Source organism: Methylocystis sp. SB2 (genome assembly GCF_049817085.1).
Classification (GTDB): domain Bacteria; phylum Pseudomonadota; class Alphaproteobacteria; order Rhizobiales; family Beijerinckiaceae; genus Methylocystis; species Methylocystis rosea.
The window spans coordinates 778,840-797,042 of the sequence record NZ_CP187401.1 but is presented as its reverse complement, the minus strand read 5'-3'; the positions used below and the strand labels follow the sequence as shown (position 1 = coordinate 797,042).

The following is an 18,203-nucleotide window of genomic DNA, read 5'->3' as shown; positions in this document are numbered from 1 at the left end:
ATGCCACTAACGGCGCCCGCCGCTCAGCGAGGCGAAGACTGTCCGGCGCACTTCTCTTGGGCAGCCGTCTTGCGTCTTGTGGCAGGCTTGCTGAAACGTCCTGTGTTCGGCTTTGTCTCAACTTTATGCGAAACCGCTACTACAGGCGCGACGGCGAATTTCACATTTAGAGCACGCATGACGGCGCTGACGGTCGAGTATCGCGGCTTCGCCCCTGGCGCGAGCGCCTTGTAAAGGCTCTCTCTGCCAAGTCCAGACGCAGCAGCGACCTGAGACATGCCTCGCGCCTTCGCGACTTCAGCAAGCGCGGATAGCAGCACGTCTGGGTTTTCATCCTCAGCGGCGGCGGAGAGGTATTCGGCGACGACTTCTTCATCGTCGAGATAATCTGCCGCGCTGAAGGTGGCATATTGCGTGGTCATTTGTCGGACTCCTTCAACTCGCGCGCCATTCTCTTTGCTTGTGCGATATCCCGCTTTTGCGAACCTTTGTTTCCGCCGTTGAGCAGGACATAGACAGTCGAGCCGTTCTTTACGAAATAGACGCGATACCCTGGACCGAAGTGGATTCGCATTTCCGACACGCCTTCGCCAACCGGCTCACAGTCTCCGAAGTTGCCATGCTCGACACTGGTCAACCGAGCCAATATCCGAGCCTTCCCCTTTTTATCGGTGAGCGCGGCAAGCCAAGCTGAGAAAGTGTCGGATCGAACAAGCGTTAACATATGCGGATTTTTGAACGACAACGCACATGTATCCTAATGGATACATCAATGCAATGGAAACCGTTCGCCCTCAGCCGCGCAGAGGCAATGGAGCGCTAAGCCGGGAGCGACGATCAAGAAGCTCGCCGAAACTGGTCTGCGGCCTTGGATAAACGCCGGACGGAGCAAAGCGCTGGCGGGGCTAATCGGGTGGGGCGGTGGGGCGTCCTACTATCGCTGCTACTACCAGGAGCCATTTCAGACAGATAACCCAGCTACCAGATTCTCTCGTAACAGTTGATTTTTGAATGGTCGGAGTGGCGGGATTCGAACCCACGACCCCTTGTCCCCCAGACAAGTGCGCTAACCGGGCTGCGCTACACTCCGACTGGCGCCGTTATAGTGAGGCGGCGCGGCGCTGGCAACGCCTGGGTCGTTATCGCCTGGTCAGTCTGAGCAAGCGTTTGCATTCCTCGATCTCGGCCAGAACCTCGCGCAGGATTCGCGTTTGCGGCGCGGCAAGGGAACGCGGTTCGTTATGGGCCGAAGGCGGCGCCGGTGGCTCGTCAAGTTCGACGGCGGGAGCCGCGTCCTGGGCGTCGATTCCGGAAAGATCGGGGTCACGCGTGCGCAGAGCGGCAAATTCGTCGGCCGAGAAGGCCGCGTCCGTCTCGTCTTCGTCTCGCGATCCGATTCGTCCCTCGCTCACGCCCGGACGGGAAGGGGAGGGAGGCCCGGGCAGATCCCCTTGGCGTCGCCCCGCGCCCGCCAAGACCGCCTCGACGCCAGCCTCCTTGAGGATGCGCTGCACGCCCCTGATCGTATAGCCTTCGTCGTAAAGGAGGCGGCGGATCGCGATCACGAGTTCAATGTCGCGCTCCCGGTAGAAGCGCCGCCCGCCTGCGCGCTTAAGAGGATTGATCTGCTTGAAACGGGTTTCCCAGAAGCGCAGCACATGCGCGGGGAGGTCGAGGCTCGCCGCGACCTCGCCGATCGTGCGCATCGCTTCATCGCTCTTGCCCGACACCTGATCCCTCGACTCAAGCCGCGCTAGTCTAACACCCGCAGCGGCGCAGTTTTCAGCCAAATTGGCCCGACCTGCCGGAGACGGCCGCGGGGTGTGGACAAGCGAGGGCCGCATCCCTTAACTGGCCGCCGTCATCCGCCTCCCAACCCTCGGCGTCTCATGGAAGATTGGCTGCATTTTCCCCAACCGGTCCCGGCGATCAGACACCATGCGACCGAGGCGAACGCCCTGGCGGTGCGCAACTGGCTGTGGCTCGTCGCGGGGCTGGTCTTTCTGATGGTCATCGTCGGCGGCGCGACCCGGTTGACCGAATCGGGCCTATCGATCGTGCAGTGGAAGCCCGTCACCGGCGTGCTGCCGCCGCTGTCCCAGCAGGAGTGGCAGGAGGCGTTCGAGGCATACAAGCAGATTCCGCAATACAGGGAACTGTTCCCGGACATGGATGTCGCCGGGTTCAAATATATTTACGCCTGGGAATGGGCGCATCGTCTTCTCGGACGGGTGATCGGCGTCGTTTTCGCCGTTCCGCTCATATGGTTTTGGGCGACCGGCCGGCTGCCGCGTTCGGCGAAGCCGAAGCTCGTCGGCATTCTCGCTCTCGGGGCGCTGCAGGGCGGCGTCGGCTGGTGGATGGTCGCATCCGGCCTCGTCAATCGCATCGAGGTGGCGCAGGAGCGCCTTGCGATTCACTTGCTGCTCGCCGCGCTGATCTTCTCCGCCTGTTTATGGGTGGCCGGCGGCCTCGGACCGCGCGCCGTCTCTCTCGTGCATGGGGGCGCGGGTCGGCTGAAGGCGATCGCGCTGACGATCCTGGCTTTTGTGTTTCTGCAGATTTTCGTCGGCGGCCTTGTCGCTGGACTGCGGGCGGGACTCGTCAATAACACTTGGCCGTTGATGGACGGCGTCTTCGTTCCTCCGGCCGACGTCTTGTGGCGATTGGAGCCGGCCTGGACCAATCTCGTCGACAATCCGGTCACCGTCCAATTCTTCCACCGCATGATCGCCTATCTGATCTTCGCTCTGGCGCTCGGGCATCTTCTGGACGCGTGGATCAATGCCGAAGGACGCGCGCGCCGCGGCGCCGTGATCCTGTTCGGCCACGTGCTCATGCAGATCGCGCTTGGCGTTGCGACATTGGTGCTGGTCGAGCCGCCCTTCGCCGGCGACCCGCATCTCGCGCTGGCGCTCGCGCATCAGGCGATCGGCATGGCGGTGTTGGGCGTCGCCACGCTGCAGGCGCGACGGCTTGTGCAAGACGTGATCACGAACTGAGGCGGTTGGCGTGCAGAATATTGCGATCCTTAATCTTCCCGGGCCAGAATTCCTTAACGTCTTCGGCCTCGTCGTCATCCTCGTGCTGGCGACCACTTACCTTTGCATTCGGCTCGCGGATCGCACCGATCGCCGCCCGCCGCCGCCTGTGCCGCAGAGCCCCGACGCGATGGAGGTCGCCTTCCTGCAGGGCGGCGTCAATCAGGTCATCCGAACGCTGATCTATGATCTTGCGCAGCGCGGCTTCGTCGTCCTCGCCGCGGAGGATCACGTGATTCCTGCAGACAAGCAGCCGGAGCCGGGCGAACTCAACGCCATGGAGACGCGCCTGCTCGAAGCCGTGCAGGCGAAGCCGAAGGCGCATGCGCTGTTCGAAGATCGCGGCTTGCGGCGCTGGCTGCTGGAACAGCTTGCGCCGCTGCGCGCCAAGCTCGCCGCGGAGGAACTGATCAAGCCCAAGTCCGTGAAGGTCTGGCGCCGGCGCGCGCAGATCGGCGGAACGCTGATCATCGTCGGCCTGGCGCTTGCCAAGATCTATGTCGAATGGACGGCGGGCGCCGTGAATGTCGCCTATCTGGTCTTTCTCGCGGCTGCGTCGGTCGCGTCGCTTTTTGCGCTTGCCTATGTGCTGACCAGAACCCATGCGAGCCGTCGCGGCCACGCCTATCTTGACGCGATGCGGCTTGCCTATGGCGGCCGTCTGAAAGAGGCCGTCGGTCACATCGGATCGCCCGGACCCGAAGCGCGCGCCTTCCACGGGGCTGCGCTGTTTCTCATCGGGCTATATGGATTCGCGCCGCTCAAGGGCACGACGGAGGCGATGTTCGCCGAAGCCTTCAGTCGCGGCTCCGGAAGCGATGGCGCCGATTGCGGAACAAGCTGCGGCGGCAGTTGCGGCGACGGCGGAGCGAGCGATGGTGGCGTCCGCGATTGACGCGCCGGCCCTCGGGTCCGGACTTGGCTATCGTCCGCAGTTTCGCGCCGATCTCTTCGCCCGACGGGACGATGTCGATTTTATCGAGATCATCGCTGATCATTATCTCGACGCATCGAAAGAAAAGCTCGCTGAACTCGAGCTTTTAGGCGCGCATTTTCCGCTCGTCGCGCATGGTCTCGATCTCTCGATCGGAAGCGCGGACGGCGTCGACTCATGCTATCTCGATAAAGTCGCCGCGCTGATCGAACGCATCGATCCGCCCTGGTGGAGCGAACATCTTTGCTTCACGCGCGCGGGCGGAATCAGCATCGGCCATCTTGCGTCGCTGCCCTTTACGCAGGAAGCGATCGACGTCGTCGCGCGCAATGTCGAAGTTGTGCGCAGGCGCATCAAGACGCCGCTGATTTTGGAAAACATTACGTGCGTGGTGCGCATTCCAGGCGGCGAAATGGACGAGCCTGAATTTTTGTCGCGCACGCTCGACGCGACCGGATGCGGTTGGCTGTGCGACGTCGCCAACATGCATGTGAATGTAATGAATTTCGGCGTCGATCTCGAACGCGATTTCGAGCGCTGGCCATGGGACAGGCTCGTGCAGATCCACTACGCCGGCGGACGCGAGCGAGACGGCCTGTTGATCGACAGCCATGACGCCGCGACGAGCGATGCGGTTTGGCGGCTCTATGAGCGCGTCATCGCCCGCGCGCCGGTCAAGGCCGTCATCCTCGAGCGCGACGAGAAAATGCCGCCGTTCGGCGAACTCATCGATGAAGTGGCGCGCGCGCGACGAAGCCTCGTGGAGAACGGGCGATGGCGTTAGCGCAGACGCAGGCGCTGCTCGCGCGGCTGTTCACCGACGATGATCTGCGGCGGGAATTCTTCGAAGCGCCGATCGCGGTGGCGACGCGTTTCGGCCTGAGCATGCATGACACGCAGCGCCTCGCCGGAATCGACCGTCGCGAAATCGAAGCCTTTGCGCAGAGCCTGATCGGCAAACGCGCGCTTTACGCGCGCAGGGCGCTGCCGCTCACGGCGCGCGCGTTGGGCGATCGATTCGATGCGCTTTTCCGGAACGCGATCGGCGGCGCCGCGCGAGAGGCGACAAATCGCTCGGACTCTGTGGCGCTGATCGCATTTCTCGATACGCGTGTCGCAAAGTGCGAATTGGAGCCGCGCTGGGTCGCCGACCTCGCGCGTTTCGAATTGGCCTTCATCGATGCCGGGCGTTCCGGCGCGACGCTTTTTTTCCAAGCGTTTGACTTCAATGTCGCATCGGTCGCCCACGCTCTCGCCAAAGGCGAAGAGATCAGCGCCGTTCGCCGAAAAACATTTGGCGTTTGGGTGCGCGCGCCTGGAGGCAGGCCGCGCTGGCGGCTATTTCAGCCTTAAACCCTGCGCAAAACTTCAGGCATTTCGGCATGACGCCGCTCGGCGACGACATCAACCATGCGCTCGGCGCCGCGATCCCGCGCTTCCTGGCTTTGCGCCTTGGCGAAGTCTTCGCTGGCCTCTTTGAACTGCGCTTCGGCTTCTTCGAGTTGGCCGCGCAGTTCCGCGATCGAAGCAAGGATGTTGTCGCGTCGGGTGCGCGCCGCCCGCGCATAAGTCGGATAGGCGAAATGATTGGGATCGTCGATGTTGGCGCGCCGCTCTTCCTGGCCAATTTCCCGGTCGAGCTCATTGGCCATGCGCGTGAATTCGCCGATCATTGCATTCAATTGGACGACGCGCCGGCGTTTTTCCTCGGCCTGGAACCGTTTGAGACGGACAAGCGTATCCCGCGACTTCATGCGACAAGCTCCATTACGCAACTTATGCGAAACAAATCCTTAACTCCGCGAGACAAGGCTCAATATGCCCTGTGGAAGTTGCTCGTTTGTTACCGAAATCGAATTTTTGAATTCTTCGTCGCTGTGTGTCTTCGGCGCACTATCTCAAGCCGGGGGCGCGCGTTGGAGGCCCAAGCTATGCGAAATCTTGCTGCAATTCTTGCGGGCGCGGCCATAAGCCTCGCAGCTCCCATCGCCGTAATGGCGGAAGCTCCAGGCCCCGTCTTTTCGCAAGACAAACTCGAATGGAAGGCGGGTCCGCCGGAACTGCCGCGCGGCGCTGAAATCGCGATGCTGTTCGGCGATCCTGGGGGAGGCGGACCTTACATCCTGCGCGTGCGGGCGCCGAAGGGTTATAAAATTGGACCTCATAAGCACAACGGGATGGAAACGATGACGGTGTTGTCGGGGGTCGTCCGTTACGGTCAGGGAGCCAAGGTCGACCCAAACGCCGAGAAGACGCTTGCCGCCGGCAGCTTTGCGGCGACGCCCGCGGAAGCGGGCCATTGGGTCAATTTCGAAGACGACACGGTGATACAAGTGACCGGCGTCGGGCCGTGGAACATCACCTATCTTGACCCGCGCGACGATCCGCGCGCGGCTCAGCGGTAGATCACGCCGGCTCCTTGGCGCGCGCCGTTGACGCCGCGGCGCCGCCATAGCGTCGGTAGATAAAGTCCGGGGCCGAGACGTGCGATTCGACTTCCGCGTAAGCGGCGAAGCGCGCATGATCCGGCGAGAGGTGGCAGGCGGGGTCTGTCGCCGCGGCGTCGCCCGCAATCGCGAACGCCTGACAGCGGCAACCGCCGAAATCGATTTCGCGGCGCTCGCAAGAACGGCAGGGCTCCTTCATCCAGTCCGTGCCGCGGAAGGCGTTGAAGGCTGCGCCGTTCCGCCAAATGTCGCCGAGCGTCCTCTCGCGCACATTGTCGAACGTCAGTCCCGGCAAGGTCTGCGCGGCGTGGCAGGGCAGGGCCTTGCCAGATGGCGTCACCGCCATGATCGATCGGCCCCAGCCGCCGGTGCAGGCCTTCGGCCGCGTCGCGTAATGGTCGTGGATGACGAAATCGAAATTGAGCACGCCGGCAAGACGCTTCTTCGCCTCGTCGACGATGCCGACCGTTTCCATAAAGGCTTCGCGCGTCGGGATGAGCGCGGCGCGGTTCATCTGCGCCCAAGCGTAATATTGAATATGCGCGATCTCGATGCGCTGCGCATCGACCTCGACGGCAAAATCGATGATCTGCGGCAGATGCGCAATGTTCTGCCGGTGCATCGGCGCATTGATCGTCAACCCCATGCCGAATTCGCGCGTCCATCGCGCGACGTCGCGCTTTTTGGCGACGCCGCCCTGATAGCCCGAGATTCGGTCGGCGCTCTCAGGAACGACATCCTGAATGGAGACCTGCACATGATCGAGGCCGATCTCGGCGAGACGCTGCAACCGCTCGCGCGTAAGCAGAACGGCGGAGGTGACGAGATTGGTGTAGAGCCCCGCGTCGACCGCCTGTGCGAGTATCTCTTCAAGATCGCGTCGCACGGTGGGTTCGCCGCCGGAAAGATGCAGCTGCAGCGCGCCGATCGACGCCGCCTGACGGAAGGTCTCGCCCCATTCATCGGCGGTGAGTTCGGTATTCGAGCGCTCGAGCTCCAGCGGATTGGAGCAGTACGGACATTGCAGCGGGCAGCGATGCGTAAGTTCGGCGAGCAGCCCCGCGGGTCCGCCCGCGAATGGCGCGATCGACGCGGTGAAGGCGGAAGGCGGCGGCGCCGCGAATTCGTCGGTCCCGTCGCGCAGCAGCCGCTTGTCGGCGAGGCCTTGCAGCAGCACCGTCACGTCGCGCGTGATAATATCGAGCGGCGCGGAATATTGCTGCGCGAGGCGCGCGCACAGATCGGCGAGGCGCGTTGAGCCGTCGATCGCGCGCAGAACGATCAGCCCAATCGGATCGAGTTCATAGGCGCGCTCGGGCGCCAGAATGACCGTTCGGGATCGCGCGCGGTCTTCGTGCAGCCGCGCGTAGCGCGTGAAGGCCGGACGCGCGTCCGGGCCGATCACGAACCGCGCGGCGTGCGCCTCAGACATTTGCTTCTCCTGGCCGCCATGCGCCGGGCGGGATCGGCCCGGGCGTGACGTAGGCGTGATGTAATGCGTCAAGCTGCGCCCACAAGACGTCGCATTTGAACCGCACGGCGCCGACGCAGGCTTCCTGTTCGGCGCGCGTCCTGGCGTTATCGAGCACATAGCCGAGCGCAAACTCGGAATCGCGCGGCGCCTGGGTCAGCCGGCGCTTGAAATAGGCCATCACCTGGTCGTCGACGAAATCGTAACTCTCAAGCATTCCGGCGATGCGTTCGCGATGGATCGACGGCGCGAAGAGTTCGGTCAGCGAAGACGCGACCGCGACGACGAGCGGCTGCTCGACGACAAAGCGCACATAGGCTTCGACGGCGAATTTTGTCGCGGGCAGGGCGCCGCGCCGAGAGGTCACGTAATCGCGCGAGAAGCCGAGCGCGTCCGTCAGCACGAGCCAGCGCTCGATGCCGCCGCCTTCTTCGCCAAGTCCATCATGATCATGGATGCGATGTATCCATTCGCGGCGCAGTTCGCGATCATGGACGCGGCTCATGAAAGCGGCGTCCTTGCGCGGCACCGCCTCCTGGTAGCAGTAGCGGTTCAGCGCCCAGGCGGCGACCTGATCCTTGGTGAGCTTGCCGCCGTGCAGCAGCTTATGAAACTCGTGCTTGTCGTGATAGCGCTCCGCGCCAACCGCACGGATCGCAGCTTCGAATTCGTCGCGGGGGAGGGGCGCGACGCCGCGCCAATCAATGGCTACGATCTCGTTCACAGGTCGACCTCCATGCCATCCTCGCCGATTTCCCAGCCGGCCGCTTGAGCGGTCGCATATGCGTCCGAGAATTCGTTGAGCAGAGGATTGGAATTGTTGATGTGCACATAAATTTTGCGGTTCACGTCGAGCGGCGCGAACGCGGCGATGGAGCCGTCGGCGCCGCTGACATTGATGTGGCCCATGCGCGAGCCCGTCTTGCCGAGCAGGCCTTGCTCGATCATCTCGTTTTCGTGGAAAAGCGTGCCATCGAAGAAGACGAGCTTGGCGCCCCGAAGCCGCCCGGCGAGGTCCGCGTCAACTTTGGCGCATCCCGGAATGTAAAAGAACGAGTCGCCAGTTCCGGCTTCGATGATTTCCAGCCCCAGCGTATCGCCAGCGCTTGTTCCGAAATTCGGCGCATTGGCGTTTTCGAGGTAGAGCGCGATCTTGCCCGGAACGGGAAAGGCGCGGATCGCGAGACCTAGATCAATGCCCGCTCCGGTGACAGGCACGGCTTCTTCTATGCGCAGCTCAATGCGGGGCACGAGTTGCGTCTGCAGGATCGTGAAAATCGGATTGGCGCCGAGCGCATCGAGAACCCGTCCTGCGGCGTAGAGGCTGAACGGCTGCGCTTCTCGCATGTTGAGAAGACCGGCGACATGATCCACGTCGCCATTTGTCAGCGCCACCGCCTTGATCGGGCTCGCGCGCAAACCGTCGTCGGGGCCCGGAGCAAGCTCGGGCGTGGCGGCGATTTGCTCGCGCAGATCAGGCGAGGCGTTGAGCAGTAGCCAGTCGGCGCCATTGGCGCTCACCGCCAATGAGGACTGTGTGCGCGGCAAAAAGCCGGGCGCTCCGGCGCGGACCGCCCGGCAATTCGCGCAGTTGCAATTCCATTGCGGGAAGCCGCCCCCGGCGCCCGACCCCAAGATTCTGATCCGCATTGGCTTTTCGACATAGCGGGCGCGCCGCCACGTCGGATCTCCCTGAATGTTATTTTCTTGGCACTATGCGCAGGCGACCCACATTCGCGCAAGTGCGACCGATTTGCGCGGCCTTCATGAAATGTCGAGACTTTTTCCCTATCGCGACGGGCGTGTCGCCCCGGTTTGGTCGCTTTCTTTTGTCAGAAACGATGGTGGAGAGGCGAAGCGCCTCAGTCGAAGCGCGCCGCTAAGGATTCAGTTCCGAGCAGGCGCTGGATCGAGCCAATCAATTTGCGCACTCATGGAAAAAAGCTGACGCGCTTAAGCGCGCTCTTGATCGCGGCGTCGCTTGGCGGCTGCGTGTCGGACGGCATGCGCATGGTCGACGGCCACGTCGGCAACGCCGTTTCTCTTGTCTCTGGAGCCCAGGGCGAGCCGTCGGACGTCGCCATTTTCGTCGCTTCGACGCGGCGCTCCGAAGGCGCAACAGACGACGGCCGCGCGCATTTTTCACTGACCTCGATTGGCGTCCCGCTCAACCATCGCGCTGGAAGCCTCGAGCGTCCAAGCTTCGGCGGCGCCGATCGGCGTCGGCATTTTACAGTGCTGTCGAAGCGCAACATGGATGAGCGCGAGTTCTACGGCGAAGTCGCCTCGCACGTCTCGGGTCGCATCGGCAATTCGCGCGACGTGTTGCTTTACGTGCACGGCTTCAACACGGGAGTCGAAGAGGCGCGCTTTCGGCTGGCGCAGATTGTCGCCGACGGACGTTTCTCCGGCGTTCCCGCGCTCTTTACCTGGAATTCCCGAGGCGGGCTGTTCAACTATGAGTCCGACAAGGAAGCGGCGACAGTCTCACGCGACGCGCTTGAGAAGTTCGTCGTCGAACTGTCGCGCACGCCGGGCGTCGGACGGATTCATGTGCTCGCACATTCGATGGGCGCGTGGCTGACGATGGAGACGCTGCGCGGCGTCGCGCAGTCCGGCCATCCGGATCTCGACGGCAAACTTGGCGAGGTCATGCTGGCGGCGCCGGACATCGATCTCAACGTTTTCAGGCAACAGGTCGCGCGCGTCGATCCTCGGCATGTGTCGATCTTCGTCGCCAACAATGATCGCGCGCTGTCGCTCGCGTCGCGCATCGCCGGCGACCGGCCGCGCCTCGGCGCGATGAATCCCACCAATCCTGAAGACAAGTCGGAGCTCGATCGATTGGGCGTCGCCGTGCACGACATCTCGTCGTTCTCGACGGACTTCGTCGGCCATGGCGCCTTCGCCGAAGCGCCGGATGTGGTGCGAAAGATCGGCGCGCAGCTGACAGCCCCGCGCCCGGGCGAGGCAGAGACGCAAGCGGTCATTGACGCGAGCGGCGGAACCGCCCCCGCCGGGCCGCCGCCGCTCAATCAGAAAGTCGAGAGCCAGCCGCTGGCGCCGCTCGCCGCCGCTCGGTGAGCTTGCCATTTTCCGGTCTTATGACTACCTTCTTACGGGTCGACGATCGATAAGCTCAACGTATGAAAAATGTCAGACACCGCTACACTTTCCGCAAAATTTCAGATCTCGATCCCCAAGGCCGTTCGCGAAGCGCGCAAATGGAAGGCCGGCCAGGAGTTTGCGTTCATCCCCAAAGGATCTGGCGTGCTGCTCGTTCCCGTGCCTGAGCGCGATCAACTGGCCGGGATCGCAAAGGGCGCAAAACCAGAAAACTACCGCGACCGCACAGACCGCTTTTGATGCGTCTCGTCGATACTTCTGCGTGGATTGAATGGCTGATCGGGTCACCCACGGGAAAGGCGTTGTCACCGGCCATTCCCTCCCGTGATGACTGGCTTGTTCCGACAATCGTGCAGCTTGAACTCTTCAAATGGATGAGCCGCGAAGTAAGTGAAGATCGGGCGGACGAGGTGATTGCTTTCACCCAACTTTGTGTAGTGGCGGCGCTCGACACTAAAATCGCTCTCACGGCTGCGGAGCTAAGCGCCAAACACCATCTGGCCACCGCCGACGCCATCATCTACGCCACTGCGCTGGAACATGGCGCAGACGTTCTGACATGCGACGCGCACTTCAGAACCTTGCAGGGCGTCCTGTATGTCGCGAAAAGCAACTCGTAGCCGCTATCTAGACCGTCACGCCTCTTTCAGCGCCGCAGCCTTTTCCGCCTCCGCTTTCGCGAGCTTGTTATAGCGCCTCACGCTAAGCGGAATAGCGGCGAGGAACGCGACGCTCAGCACGGCGAGCAGCTCCATCGGATAGATCGCCAGCAGCAGCGCCGTCACGCCCACGCCGAAAAGCACCGGAATCACGAGGTCGCGCGGTATGCGCCCGATGCGCTTGCCGGAGAAATGCGGAATGCGGCTCGCCATCAGGAAGGCGATGCCGAGCACATAGACGATGTAAAACGGCGTCATCGCCTTGGACGCCGGCAGCTCCAAGACGGAGAAATGCAGATAGAGCGGCAGCAACACCGTCACGGCGCCGGCCGGCGCCGGCATGCCGACAAAGAATTCGGCGTGCCAGGCGGGCTTCGTCGGATCGTCCATCGTCACATTGAAGCGGGCGAGCCGTAGTGCGCCGGCGATGGCGAAGACGAGCACGGCGAACCAGCCGAGGCCTTTGATCTCGTGCAGCGTCCACAGATACAGCAACAGGCCGGGCGCGACGCCGAAATCGACGAAATCCGACAGCGAGTCGAGCTCCGCCCCGAAGCGCGACGTGCCCTTGATGGCGCGCGCTAGGCGGCCGTCCAGCCCGTCAAGCACCGCCGCGGCCATCACCGCCGTCACGGCCGTTTCAAATCGTCCTTCGATTCCATAGCGGATCGCCGTCAGCCCCATACAGAGGGCGAGCAGCGTCACGAGATTGGGAAGCACGATGCGCAACGGAATGTTGCGAAATCGCAGCCGACGCTGTTCGGAGGGCGTCAGGGTTCCTTCTTGTGAATCGCGCCCGGAGAAGAAGGGATCGGCCATGGCGTGTTCAACCCGCCTTGAATGACAGCGCAGGGGCGCCGGCGGTCATGTCGGCGAGGATCGTCTCGCCGGCGATGGCGCGAGACCCAATAGCCACCATGGGCCGTGCCGATGACGGCATATAGACATCGACGCGCGACCCAAAACGAATGAGGCCAAAACGGTCGCCGACGCCGATCTGCTCGCCTTCTTTCACGAATCCGACGATGCGCCGCGCGACGAGTCCTGCGATCTGCACGACCCCAAAGCGCCCCGACGGCGCTTCGATGACCATGCCGCTGCGTTCATTGTCGTCGCTGGCCTTGTCGAGGTCGGCGTTAAGGAACAGGCCCGGCTTATAAGCGATTCTCGAAATGCGGCCGGTGATCGGCGCACGGTTCACATGCACGTCAAAGACGCTCATGAACACGGAGATGCGCTGCATCGGCTCGGCTCCCAGGCCGAGTTCGGCCGGCGGCAGAAAGAAGCCGACCGCGCTGACGACGCCGTCCGCGGGCGAGATGACGAGCCCATCGCGCAGCGGCGTCACCCGCGGCGGATTGCGGAAGAAATAAGCGCACCAGGCGGTGGCGATGAAGCCCATCCAGCCGAGCGTCGGCGACAGCCAGTCCAGCAGGAAGGAGACGGCGGCGAAACCAGCGATGAAGACGTAGCCTTCCGGATGGATCGGAACGAGCGATTTACGGACGGAATCGATGATCGACATGCGGGCCTGCTTTCGTGGCGGGCTGATCAGCGCGCGCGTTTCCTTTGCCATGTTGCGGCGCCAAAGTCACGGATGCGCGGCCTCGGATCATGGCAGCCGAAGGACGCGGCAGGGGTCGCCCTTCGCCAGGGGCGGCGCGCCCGGCTCGCGGATCAGCAGCGCCTGCGATTGCGCCAGCTCGGTGAGCAGCGACGAGTCCTGCAGCGGCTGCGGCGTTGCTGCGAGGCGGCCGTTTTCGTCCAGGGCGAGCCGCGCGCGCATATAGTCGCGCCGCCCCTTGTTGGCGGGAAGATCGGCGCCAGCGGCCGCCGTCTCGGTTCGGTCGGCGCCGGCGTCTGGATCGCCCTGCAGCGCGCGCAGAAGGGGCGCAAGAAAGACCAGCGCGCAAATGAAGGACGCGACCGGATTGCCGGGAAGGCCGAGGATGCGCGCGTCGCCCAGCGCGCCATGGATCAGGGGCTTGCCCGGCCGCATCGCGATTTTCCAGAAGTCGAGCGACATCCCTTGGCGCGCCAGCGCTGGACGCAGCAGATCGTGGTCGCCGACCGACGCGCCGCCGAGCGTCACCAGAACGTCGGCGCGCGCCTCGCGGGCGAGGCCGATGCCGCGTTCGAGTTCTGCAAGATCATCGCGGAAGATGCCAAGATCGATCACTTCAGCGCCAGCGTCTTCGGCGATGGCGGCGACCGCGAGATTATTGCAGGAGATGATCTGCGAGGGGCCGGGCTCGGCTCCCGGCGGCACAAGTTCGTCGCCCGAAGCGATGATCGCCACGCGCGGGCGCCGCGCGACGGGAATTGCAGCGTGATTCATCGCAGCGGCGAGCGCGAGTTCGGCTGGGCCGAGGCGCACGCCGGCGAAGAGCGCGACCGCGCCTTCGCGAAAGTCGAGGCCAGCTCCGCGAATATGCGGACCGGGCGGGGCGCCTGCCGTCAATGCGCCGTCAGCGACGACAGCGTCTTCTTGAAGCAATATCGCGTCGGCGCCCTCCGGCACTGGCGCGCCGGTGAAGATGCGCACGGCTTCACCCGGCTGCAGCGCCGCGCCATAGCCGTGCCCCGCGGCGCTTTCCCCGATGACTCGCAGCGGCCCGGCGGCGAGGTCAGCGGCGCGCAGCGCAAAGCCGTCCATGGCCGAGACTGCGACGGGCGGCTGGCTGCGGCGGGCGACAAGGTCGGCGGCCAGCGTGCGGCCCCGCGCCCGCGCCAGCGGCGTCAGTTCTTCGCCAAGCCGTGAAGCCCCAGCGAGCACCCGCGCAAGGGCGTCGGGAACGGAAAGAAGCTTATCCACGCAAAACTTATCCCCGGTTCGCGACGCGGCGATAGATGAACGCCGCGAGGCTTTCGGCCGCGAGCGCGACGAGCACGATGACTGTCGCGAGCGCCGCGTCAATGTCGACGCTGGGATAAGCGAAGGAGAACGCTGCGCCAAGAGCGATCGCCAGCAGAAAAACGGCGACGATCCGAGGAAGGGACAATTTCATTTCGGCGCCGCCTCATCGCTCTTCTTCGCCTCGGCGAAGTGCGCGATGTCCGCGACCGCGGCGCTCACAGGTTGCACCCAGTCCGCGGCTGTCAGAAGAATATTTGCGACCTGCAGATTGAAATCGGCGAGTCGCGCGCCGTCCGCGAACTCGGGCCTTTTCACCTGGGCGGCGTAGGCGGCGACGAACAGCGGAAAGGCGCGGGCGCGCACATTGGTCAGATCAACGAACAGAAAAGGCGGGGGCAACGGCGAAAGATCGCTGATCTTCGTCGCGTAGGTGAGGAGATAGGGACCGCCCGAAAGATCGTTCTCGCAAAGCTGCGCGACCGCCGGCGCCGGCTTGTCGCACAAATGGAACAGCAGGCGCTGCGCCATGGCGAAATCATAGTTCTTGCTGAGGAAGGTCTTAAGGACCGCGGGATCGACATCGGCGGGGAAGGCGGCTTGGCCGCCAGAACCACGCTTGGTCGGAATGTACAGGATGTTGATCCGCTCCTTTGGCGCCGCGACATCGGATGCCGCCGGGAAGCGGCCCACGAGCTCGCGGAGGAAGGCGACGGCGCGGTCGTTGGGCCGGGGCAGGATCACATAGGAATAGAGGCCATAGCCCGCCGTTTCCACGCCGGGGGCATAAAGATAGTCGTAGGCCGTGCCCAAAATGCTCGGCCTTGCGACAGGCCCCCCGCCGCCGCTCGGCTCCGAAGGTCCTTCAGTCCTTGGCGCGTCGAACGAAGATGGGGCGCGACGGTAGGCGCGCGGCCTATTGGGGCCACTCCAGCCAGAGTGAGGTCGATAAGAATAGCCCATGCAGCGCCGGTAGCAGGCCGCGTCCTCGCCGCATTGGCTCCGGCATTCGGTCGCCCGGTCAGCGAAGGCTGGCGCGCTCATCAACAGCAGCGCAACGGCGAAAATAAAATGCCGCATGGCGGCGCCTCCACCAATCATAAATATATCGGCTGCTACGATAGCGAGCCTTGCGGCAGCCGTCGAACTATTCAGCGCGCCGCCAGTCGCCCGACTTGCCGCCCCGCTTTTCGACGAGTTCAACGCCTTCGATGCGCATGCCGCGATCGGCGGCCTTCAGCATGTCATAAATCGTCAGACAGGCGATTGAGACGGCCGTCAGCGCCTCCATCTCGACGCCGGTCCTGCCAGTGACAGACGCTTCGGCGAGGACGCGCAGGCCCGGCAACGACTCGTCGGCCGTGATCTCGACCGAGATGCTCGACAAGGGCAGAGGATGGCACAGCGGAATGAGGTCGCTCGTTTTCTTCGCCGCCATGATTCCGGCAACGCGGGCGACGCCGAACACATCGCCTTTCTTGGCCTGACCTTCGATGGCGAGACGCAGAGTTTCACGCGCCATCACCACATGGCCGCGCGCGAGCGCCACGCGCGACGTCTCGGTCTTCGCCGAGACGTCGACCATATGCGCTTCGCCCGTCGCGCCGATGTGAGTCAGCGCGCTCATGTCATGCGCCGGCGGGGGACTTATGCGCGCCCGAGTTGTGATTGGCCGTCGCGCCTTGCAGGAGTTCGCGCGTAGCCGCTTCGACGTCGTGCTTGCGCATCAGGCTTTCGCCGACGAGAAAGGCGAAGATGTGCGATTTTTCCAGGCGCACGCAGTCGTCATGCGTCGTGATTCCGCTTTCGGCGACAATGATCTTGTCGCGCGGAATCTTCTCGGCGAGCCTCTCGCTGACTTCGAGCGACACTTTGAAGTCGCGCAGATCGCGATTGTTCACGCCGATCAGACGCGTCTCCAGCGCCAGAGCGCGATCAAGCTCGCTCTCGTCATGCACTTCGACGAGCACGTCCATGCGCAGATCATGCGCGGCCGTGTTCAGCGCCTTGGCTTCGTCGTCGTCGACGGCGGCCATGATGATGAGAATGCAATCGGCGCCGTAAGCCCGCGCCTCATAGACCTGATAGGGATCGAACATGAAATCCTTGCGGAGCGCCGGCAAATGCGTCGCCTTTCGCGCGGCTTCAAGGTCTTCGAGTCTGCCTTTGAACGAGGGCGTGTCGGTCAGCACTGAGAGACAGGCCGCGCCGCCGGCTTCATAGGCGCGCGCCAATTTCGGCGGATCGAAGTCTGGGCGGATGATTCCCTTGGAAGGGCTCGCCTTCTTGATCTCGGCGATGAGCGCGATGCGACGCTCGTTCAGTTTCTGCTCGATCGCATGGACAAAGCCGCGCGGCGGATCATGATCGCGCACGTTGCGCTCGAGCGTCGCGAACGGCATGCGCACCTTCGCCTCGGAAATCTCGGTGCGCTTATAAGCTTCAATTTTTTTGAGAATGTCGGTCATTTTCTCGCCTACGGCGGGCGGGCCGCGACCGCCATCGCTCGAATTCGTTCCGCCGACTGCCGGCTGCTCATGAATAGCCGATAAATGGGCGCAATCCTATCCCGATCGCAGCGCGAAGGCCGATCAAGCGTCTCGAGTGGAGCAGCGGATCAGCGCGTCGAGCTTATCCCGAGCCGCGCCGGAATCGATCGCCGCCTCAGCGAGCGCCGCGCCTTCGCGCACATTTGCGGCCCGTCCGGCGACGACCAGCGCCACGCCGGCGTTGAGGACCGCGACGTCGCGGTAGGCGTTCTTCGCGCCCTCCAGAACGGCGCGCAGGGCTCTTGCGTTATGCGCCGCGTCGCCGCCGACAAGCGCCTGAATCGTCGCGCGGGGCAATCCGGCCTCCTCCGGCGACAGCTCAAAGCTGCGGATCTCGCCGTCTTCGAGCGCGACGACATGGGTGTCGGCGGTCGTCGTCGCTTCATCGAGCCCGTCGCCGCCATGCAGCAGCCAGACGCGCTTTGCGCCGAGTTCGCGAAGCGCAAGCGCCAAAGGTTCGAGCCAGTCGCGGGAGAAGACTCCGATCATCTGCCGCTCGACCCGCGCGGGGTTACACAAAGGGCCAAGCAAATTGAAGATCGTGCGCACGCCCAGCTCGCTTCTCACCGGCGCGGCATGGCGCATGGCCGGGTGGTGCGTCGTCGCGGCCATGAAGCAGATTCCGGCATCTTGAAGCGATGCGGCGGCGGCGGCTGGCGAAATGCCGACCTTGACGCCGAGTTCGCCAAGAACGTCGGAGGAACCCGACAGCGACGTGGCCGCCTTGCCGCCATGTTTGGCGACGATCGCGCCGGCGGCTGCGGCGATGATCGCGGCCAAAGTGGAAATATTGTAAGTGCCGGCGCCGTCGCCGCCGGTCCCGACGATATCGATTGCGCCGGCCGGCGCTTCGACCGGCGTCATCGCGGCGCGCATGGCCTCGGCGGCCCCGATGATCTCGTCAATCGTCTCGCCGCGCAGCCGCAGACCCATGAGAAAGGCCCCAAGCTGCGCTGGCGTGGCGTCTCCACGGAAAATCAGAGAAAAGGCCGCTTTCGCCTCGTCGCGGGCAAGGGGCGCGCCGGAGACCAACGCGGCGATGTAGGATTTGAAATCCTCGCTCACTGTCGTTCAGCGCCGTTGCGCAAGGGCAGGGCCGCCGGCCGACGGGTGCAGGCGACC

Annotated in this window: 23 protein-coding genes and 1 tRNA gene; 8 read left to right on the top strand and 16 right to left on the bottom strand. The window is 63.8% G+C overall.

Annotated elements, in window-relative coordinates; all coding sequences use genetic code 11:
* Positions 1 to 23: 23 nt before the first annotated feature.
* The 4 genes from ACPS74_RS04110 to ACPS74_RS04095 all read right to left on the bottom strand — a co-directional run bounded on the left by ACPS74_RS04110 (position 24) and on the right by ACPS74_RS04095 (position 1,730).
* A complete protein-coding gene (locus ACPS74_RS04110; RefSeq protein ID WP_083481411.1) occupies positions 24 to 422 on the bottom strand; it encodes an addiction module antidote protein in 399 nt (132 codons plus the stop codon).
* Positions 419 to 724: a type II toxin-antitoxin system RelE/ParE family toxin gene (locus ACPS74_RS04105; RefSeq protein ID WP_029651776.1), complete on the bottom strand. Its 306-nt coding sequence runs from the start codon at positions 722 to 724 to the stop codon at positions 419 to 421. The genes ACPS74_RS04110 and ACPS74_RS04105 overlap by 4 nt, the downstream gene beginning before the upstream one ends.
* 288 nt (positions 725 to 1,012) lie before the next feature.
* Positions 1,013 to 1,090 (bottom strand) — tRNA-Pro (locus ACPS74_RS04100).
* Between the two features lie 49 nt (positions 1,091 to 1,139).
* A complete protein-coding gene (locus ACPS74_RS04095; RefSeq protein WP_029651775.1) occupies positions 1,140 to 1,730 on the bottom strand; it encodes a MerR family transcriptional regulator in 591 nt (196 codons plus the stop codon).
* 159 nt (positions 1,731 to 1,889) lie between these two features.
* On the opposite strand from ACPS74_RS04095, the gene ACPS74_RS04090 reads away from it, so the two are divergent.
* Genes ACPS74_RS04090 through ACPS74_RS04075 form a run of 4 tightly spaced genes read left to right on the top strand, consistent with a single transcriptional unit; the run spans position 1,890 to position 5,328 of the window.
* The gene (locus ACPS74_RS04090) at positions 1,890 to 3,002 is read left to right on the top strand and encodes a COX15/CtaA family protein (protein ID WP_029651774.1); all 1,113 of its coding nucleotides are present in this window, start codon (positions 1,890 to 1,892) and stop codon (positions 3,000 to 3,002) included.
* Between the two features lie 10 nt (positions 3,003 to 3,012).
* The gene (locus ACPS74_RS04085) at positions 3,013 to 3,936 is read left to right on the top strand and encodes a TIGR04222 domain-containing membrane protein (protein ID WP_029651773.1); all 924 of its coding nucleotides are present in this window, start codon (positions 3,013 to 3,015) and stop codon (positions 3,934 to 3,936) included.
* The gene (locus ACPS74_RS04080) at positions 3,917 to 4,759 is read left to right on the top strand and encodes a DUF692 domain-containing protein (RefSeq protein WP_029651772.1); all 843 of its coding nucleotides are present in this window, start codon (positions 3,917 to 3,919) and stop codon (positions 4,757 to 4,759) included. Before ACPS74_RS04085 ends, ACPS74_RS04080 begins: the two co-directional genes overlap by 20 nt.
* Positions 4,750 to 5,328 (top strand): hypothetical protein, encoded by a 579-nt coding sequence (locus ACPS74_RS04075; RefSeq protein WP_029651771.1) that lies wholly within the window; start codon positions 4,750 to 4,752, stop codon positions 5,326 to 5,328. Before ACPS74_RS04080 ends, ACPS74_RS04075 begins: the two co-directional genes overlap by 10 nt.
* On the opposite strand, the gene ACPS74_RS04070 is transcribed toward ACPS74_RS04075, so the two are convergent.
* Entirely contained in the window at positions 5,325 to 5,729 is a 405-nt protein-coding gene (locus ACPS74_RS04070; RefSeq protein ID WP_018408714.1) for a flagellar export protein FliJ, read from the bottom strand. The genes ACPS74_RS04075 and ACPS74_RS04070 overlap by 4 nt on opposite strands.
* Before the next feature lie 177 nt (positions 5,730 to 5,906).
* Between ACPS74_RS04070 and ACPS74_RS04065 the strand changes: the two genes are divergently transcribed.
* On the top strand, positions 5,907 to 6,380 hold the full coding sequence (locus ACPS74_RS04065) for a cupin domain-containing protein (RefSeq protein ID WP_029651770.1): 474 nt from the start codon (positions 5,907 to 5,909) through the stop codon (positions 6,378 to 6,380).
* Between the two features lies 1 nt (position 6,381).
* Here the strand turns inward: ACPS74_RS04065 and pqqE are convergent, their stop codons facing one another.
* Genes pqqE through pqqB form a run of 3 tightly spaced genes read right to left on the bottom strand, consistent with a single transcriptional unit; the run spans position 6,382 to position 9,543 of the window.
* The gene (pqqE, locus tag ACPS74_RS04060) at positions 6,382 to 7,854 is read right to left on the bottom strand and encodes a pyrroloquinoline quinone biosynthesis protein PqqE (protein ID WP_029651769.1); all 1,473 of its coding nucleotides are present in this window, start codon (positions 7,852 to 7,854) and stop codon (positions 6,382 to 6,384) included.
* On the bottom strand, positions 7,847 to 8,617 hold the full coding sequence (gene pqqC / locus ACPS74_RS04055) for a pyrroloquinoline-quinone synthase PqqC (protein WP_029651768.1): 771 nt from the start codon (positions 8,615 to 8,617) through the stop codon (positions 7,847 to 7,849). Before pqqC ends, pqqE begins: the two co-directional genes overlap by 8 nt.
* A complete protein-coding gene (pqqB, locus tag ACPS74_RS04050; RefSeq protein ID WP_029651767.1) occupies positions 8,614 to 9,543 on the bottom strand; it encodes a pyrroloquinoline quinone biosynthesis protein PqqB in 930 nt (309 codons plus the stop codon). Before pqqB ends, pqqC begins: the two co-directional genes overlap by 4 nt.
* Before the next feature lie 315 nt (positions 9,544 to 9,858).
* On the opposite strand from pqqB, the gene ACPS74_RS04045 reads away from it, so the two are divergent.
* The 3 genes from ACPS74_RS04045 to ACPS74_RS04035 all read left to right on the top strand — a co-directional run bounded on the left by ACPS74_RS04045 (position 9,859) and on the right by ACPS74_RS04035 (position 11,639).
* Positions 9,859 to 10,977, top strand: coding sequence for an alpha/beta hydrolase (locus tag ACPS74_RS04045; protein WP_244471443.1), 1,119 nt, complete (start codon positions 9,859 to 9,861; stop codon positions 10,975 to 10,977).
* 69 nt (positions 10,978 to 11,046) lie between these two features.
* Entirely contained in the window at positions 11,047 to 11,259 is a 213-nt protein-coding gene (locus ACPS74_RS04040; protein ID WP_029651765.1) for an AbrB/MazE/SpoVT family DNA-binding domain-containing protein, read from the top strand.
* Positions 11,259 to 11,639 (top strand): type II toxin-antitoxin system VapC family toxin, encoded by a 381-nt coding sequence (locus ACPS74_RS04035; protein ID WP_029651764.1) that lies wholly within the window; start codon positions 11,259 to 11,261, stop codon positions 11,637 to 11,639. The genes ACPS74_RS04040 and ACPS74_RS04035 overlap by 1 nt, the downstream gene beginning before the upstream one ends.
* 15 nt (positions 11,640 to 11,654) lie before the next feature.
* Here ACPS74_RS04035 and pssA read toward each other — a convergent pair whose 3' ends face one another.
* From pssA to trpD, 8 genes are all read right to left on the bottom strand, one after another.
* Positions 11,655 to 12,497, bottom strand: coding sequence for a CDP-diacylglycerol--serine O-phosphatidyltransferase (pssA, locus tag ACPS74_RS04030; protein ID WP_018408706.1), 843 nt, complete (start codon positions 12,495 to 12,497; stop codon positions 11,655 to 11,657).
* 7 nt (positions 12,498 to 12,504) lie between these two features.
* Positions 12,505 to 13,203: a phosphatidylserine decarboxylase gene (locus ACPS74_RS04025; RefSeq protein WP_029651763.1), complete on the bottom strand. Its 699-nt coding sequence runs from the start codon at positions 13,201 to 13,203 to the stop codon at positions 12,505 to 12,507.
* Positions 13,204 to 13,290: 87 nt separating this feature from the next.
* Complete coding sequence (glp, locus tag ACPS74_RS04020; RefSeq protein ID WP_029651762.1) at positions 13,291 to 14,493, bottom strand: molybdopterin molybdotransferase MoeA; 1,203 nt, start codon at positions 14,491 to 14,493, stop codon at positions 13,291 to 13,293.
* Between the two features lie 7 nt (positions 14,494 to 14,500).
* Positions 14,501 to 14,686 carry a hypothetical protein gene (locus tag ACPS74_RS04015; protein WP_029651761.1) on the bottom strand — a complete coding sequence of 62 codons (186 nt, stop codon included), beginning with the start codon at positions 14,684 to 14,686 and terminating at the stop codon, positions 14,501 to 14,503.
* Positions 14,683 to 15,612, bottom strand: a complete 930-nt coding sequence (locus tag ACPS74_RS04010; RefSeq protein WP_029651760.1) for a hypothetical protein — start codon at positions 15,610 to 15,612, stop codon at positions 14,683 to 14,685. The genes ACPS74_RS04015 and ACPS74_RS04010 overlap by 4 nt, the downstream gene beginning before the upstream one ends.
* 67 nt (positions 15,613 to 15,679) lie before the next feature.
* Entirely contained in the window at positions 15,680 to 16,159 is a 480-nt protein-coding gene (gene moaC / locus ACPS74_RS04005) for a cyclic pyranopterin monophosphate synthase MoaC (protein WP_029651759.1), read from the bottom strand.
* 1 nt (position 16,160) lies between these two features.
* Positions 16,161 to 17,000 carry an indole-3-glycerol phosphate synthase TrpC gene (gene trpC, locus ACPS74_RS04000; protein WP_029651758.1) on the bottom strand — a complete coding sequence of 280 codons (840 nt, stop codon included), beginning with the start codon at positions 16,998 to 17,000 and terminating at the stop codon, positions 16,161 to 16,163.
* 123 nt (positions 17,001 to 17,123) lie between these two features.
* Complete coding sequence (trpD, locus tag ACPS74_RS03995; RefSeq protein WP_029651757.1) at positions 17,124 to 18,146, bottom strand: anthranilate phosphoribosyltransferase; 1,023 nt, start codon at positions 18,144 to 18,146, stop codon at positions 17,124 to 17,126.
* Positions 18,147 to 18,203 lie beyond the last annotated feature (57 nt).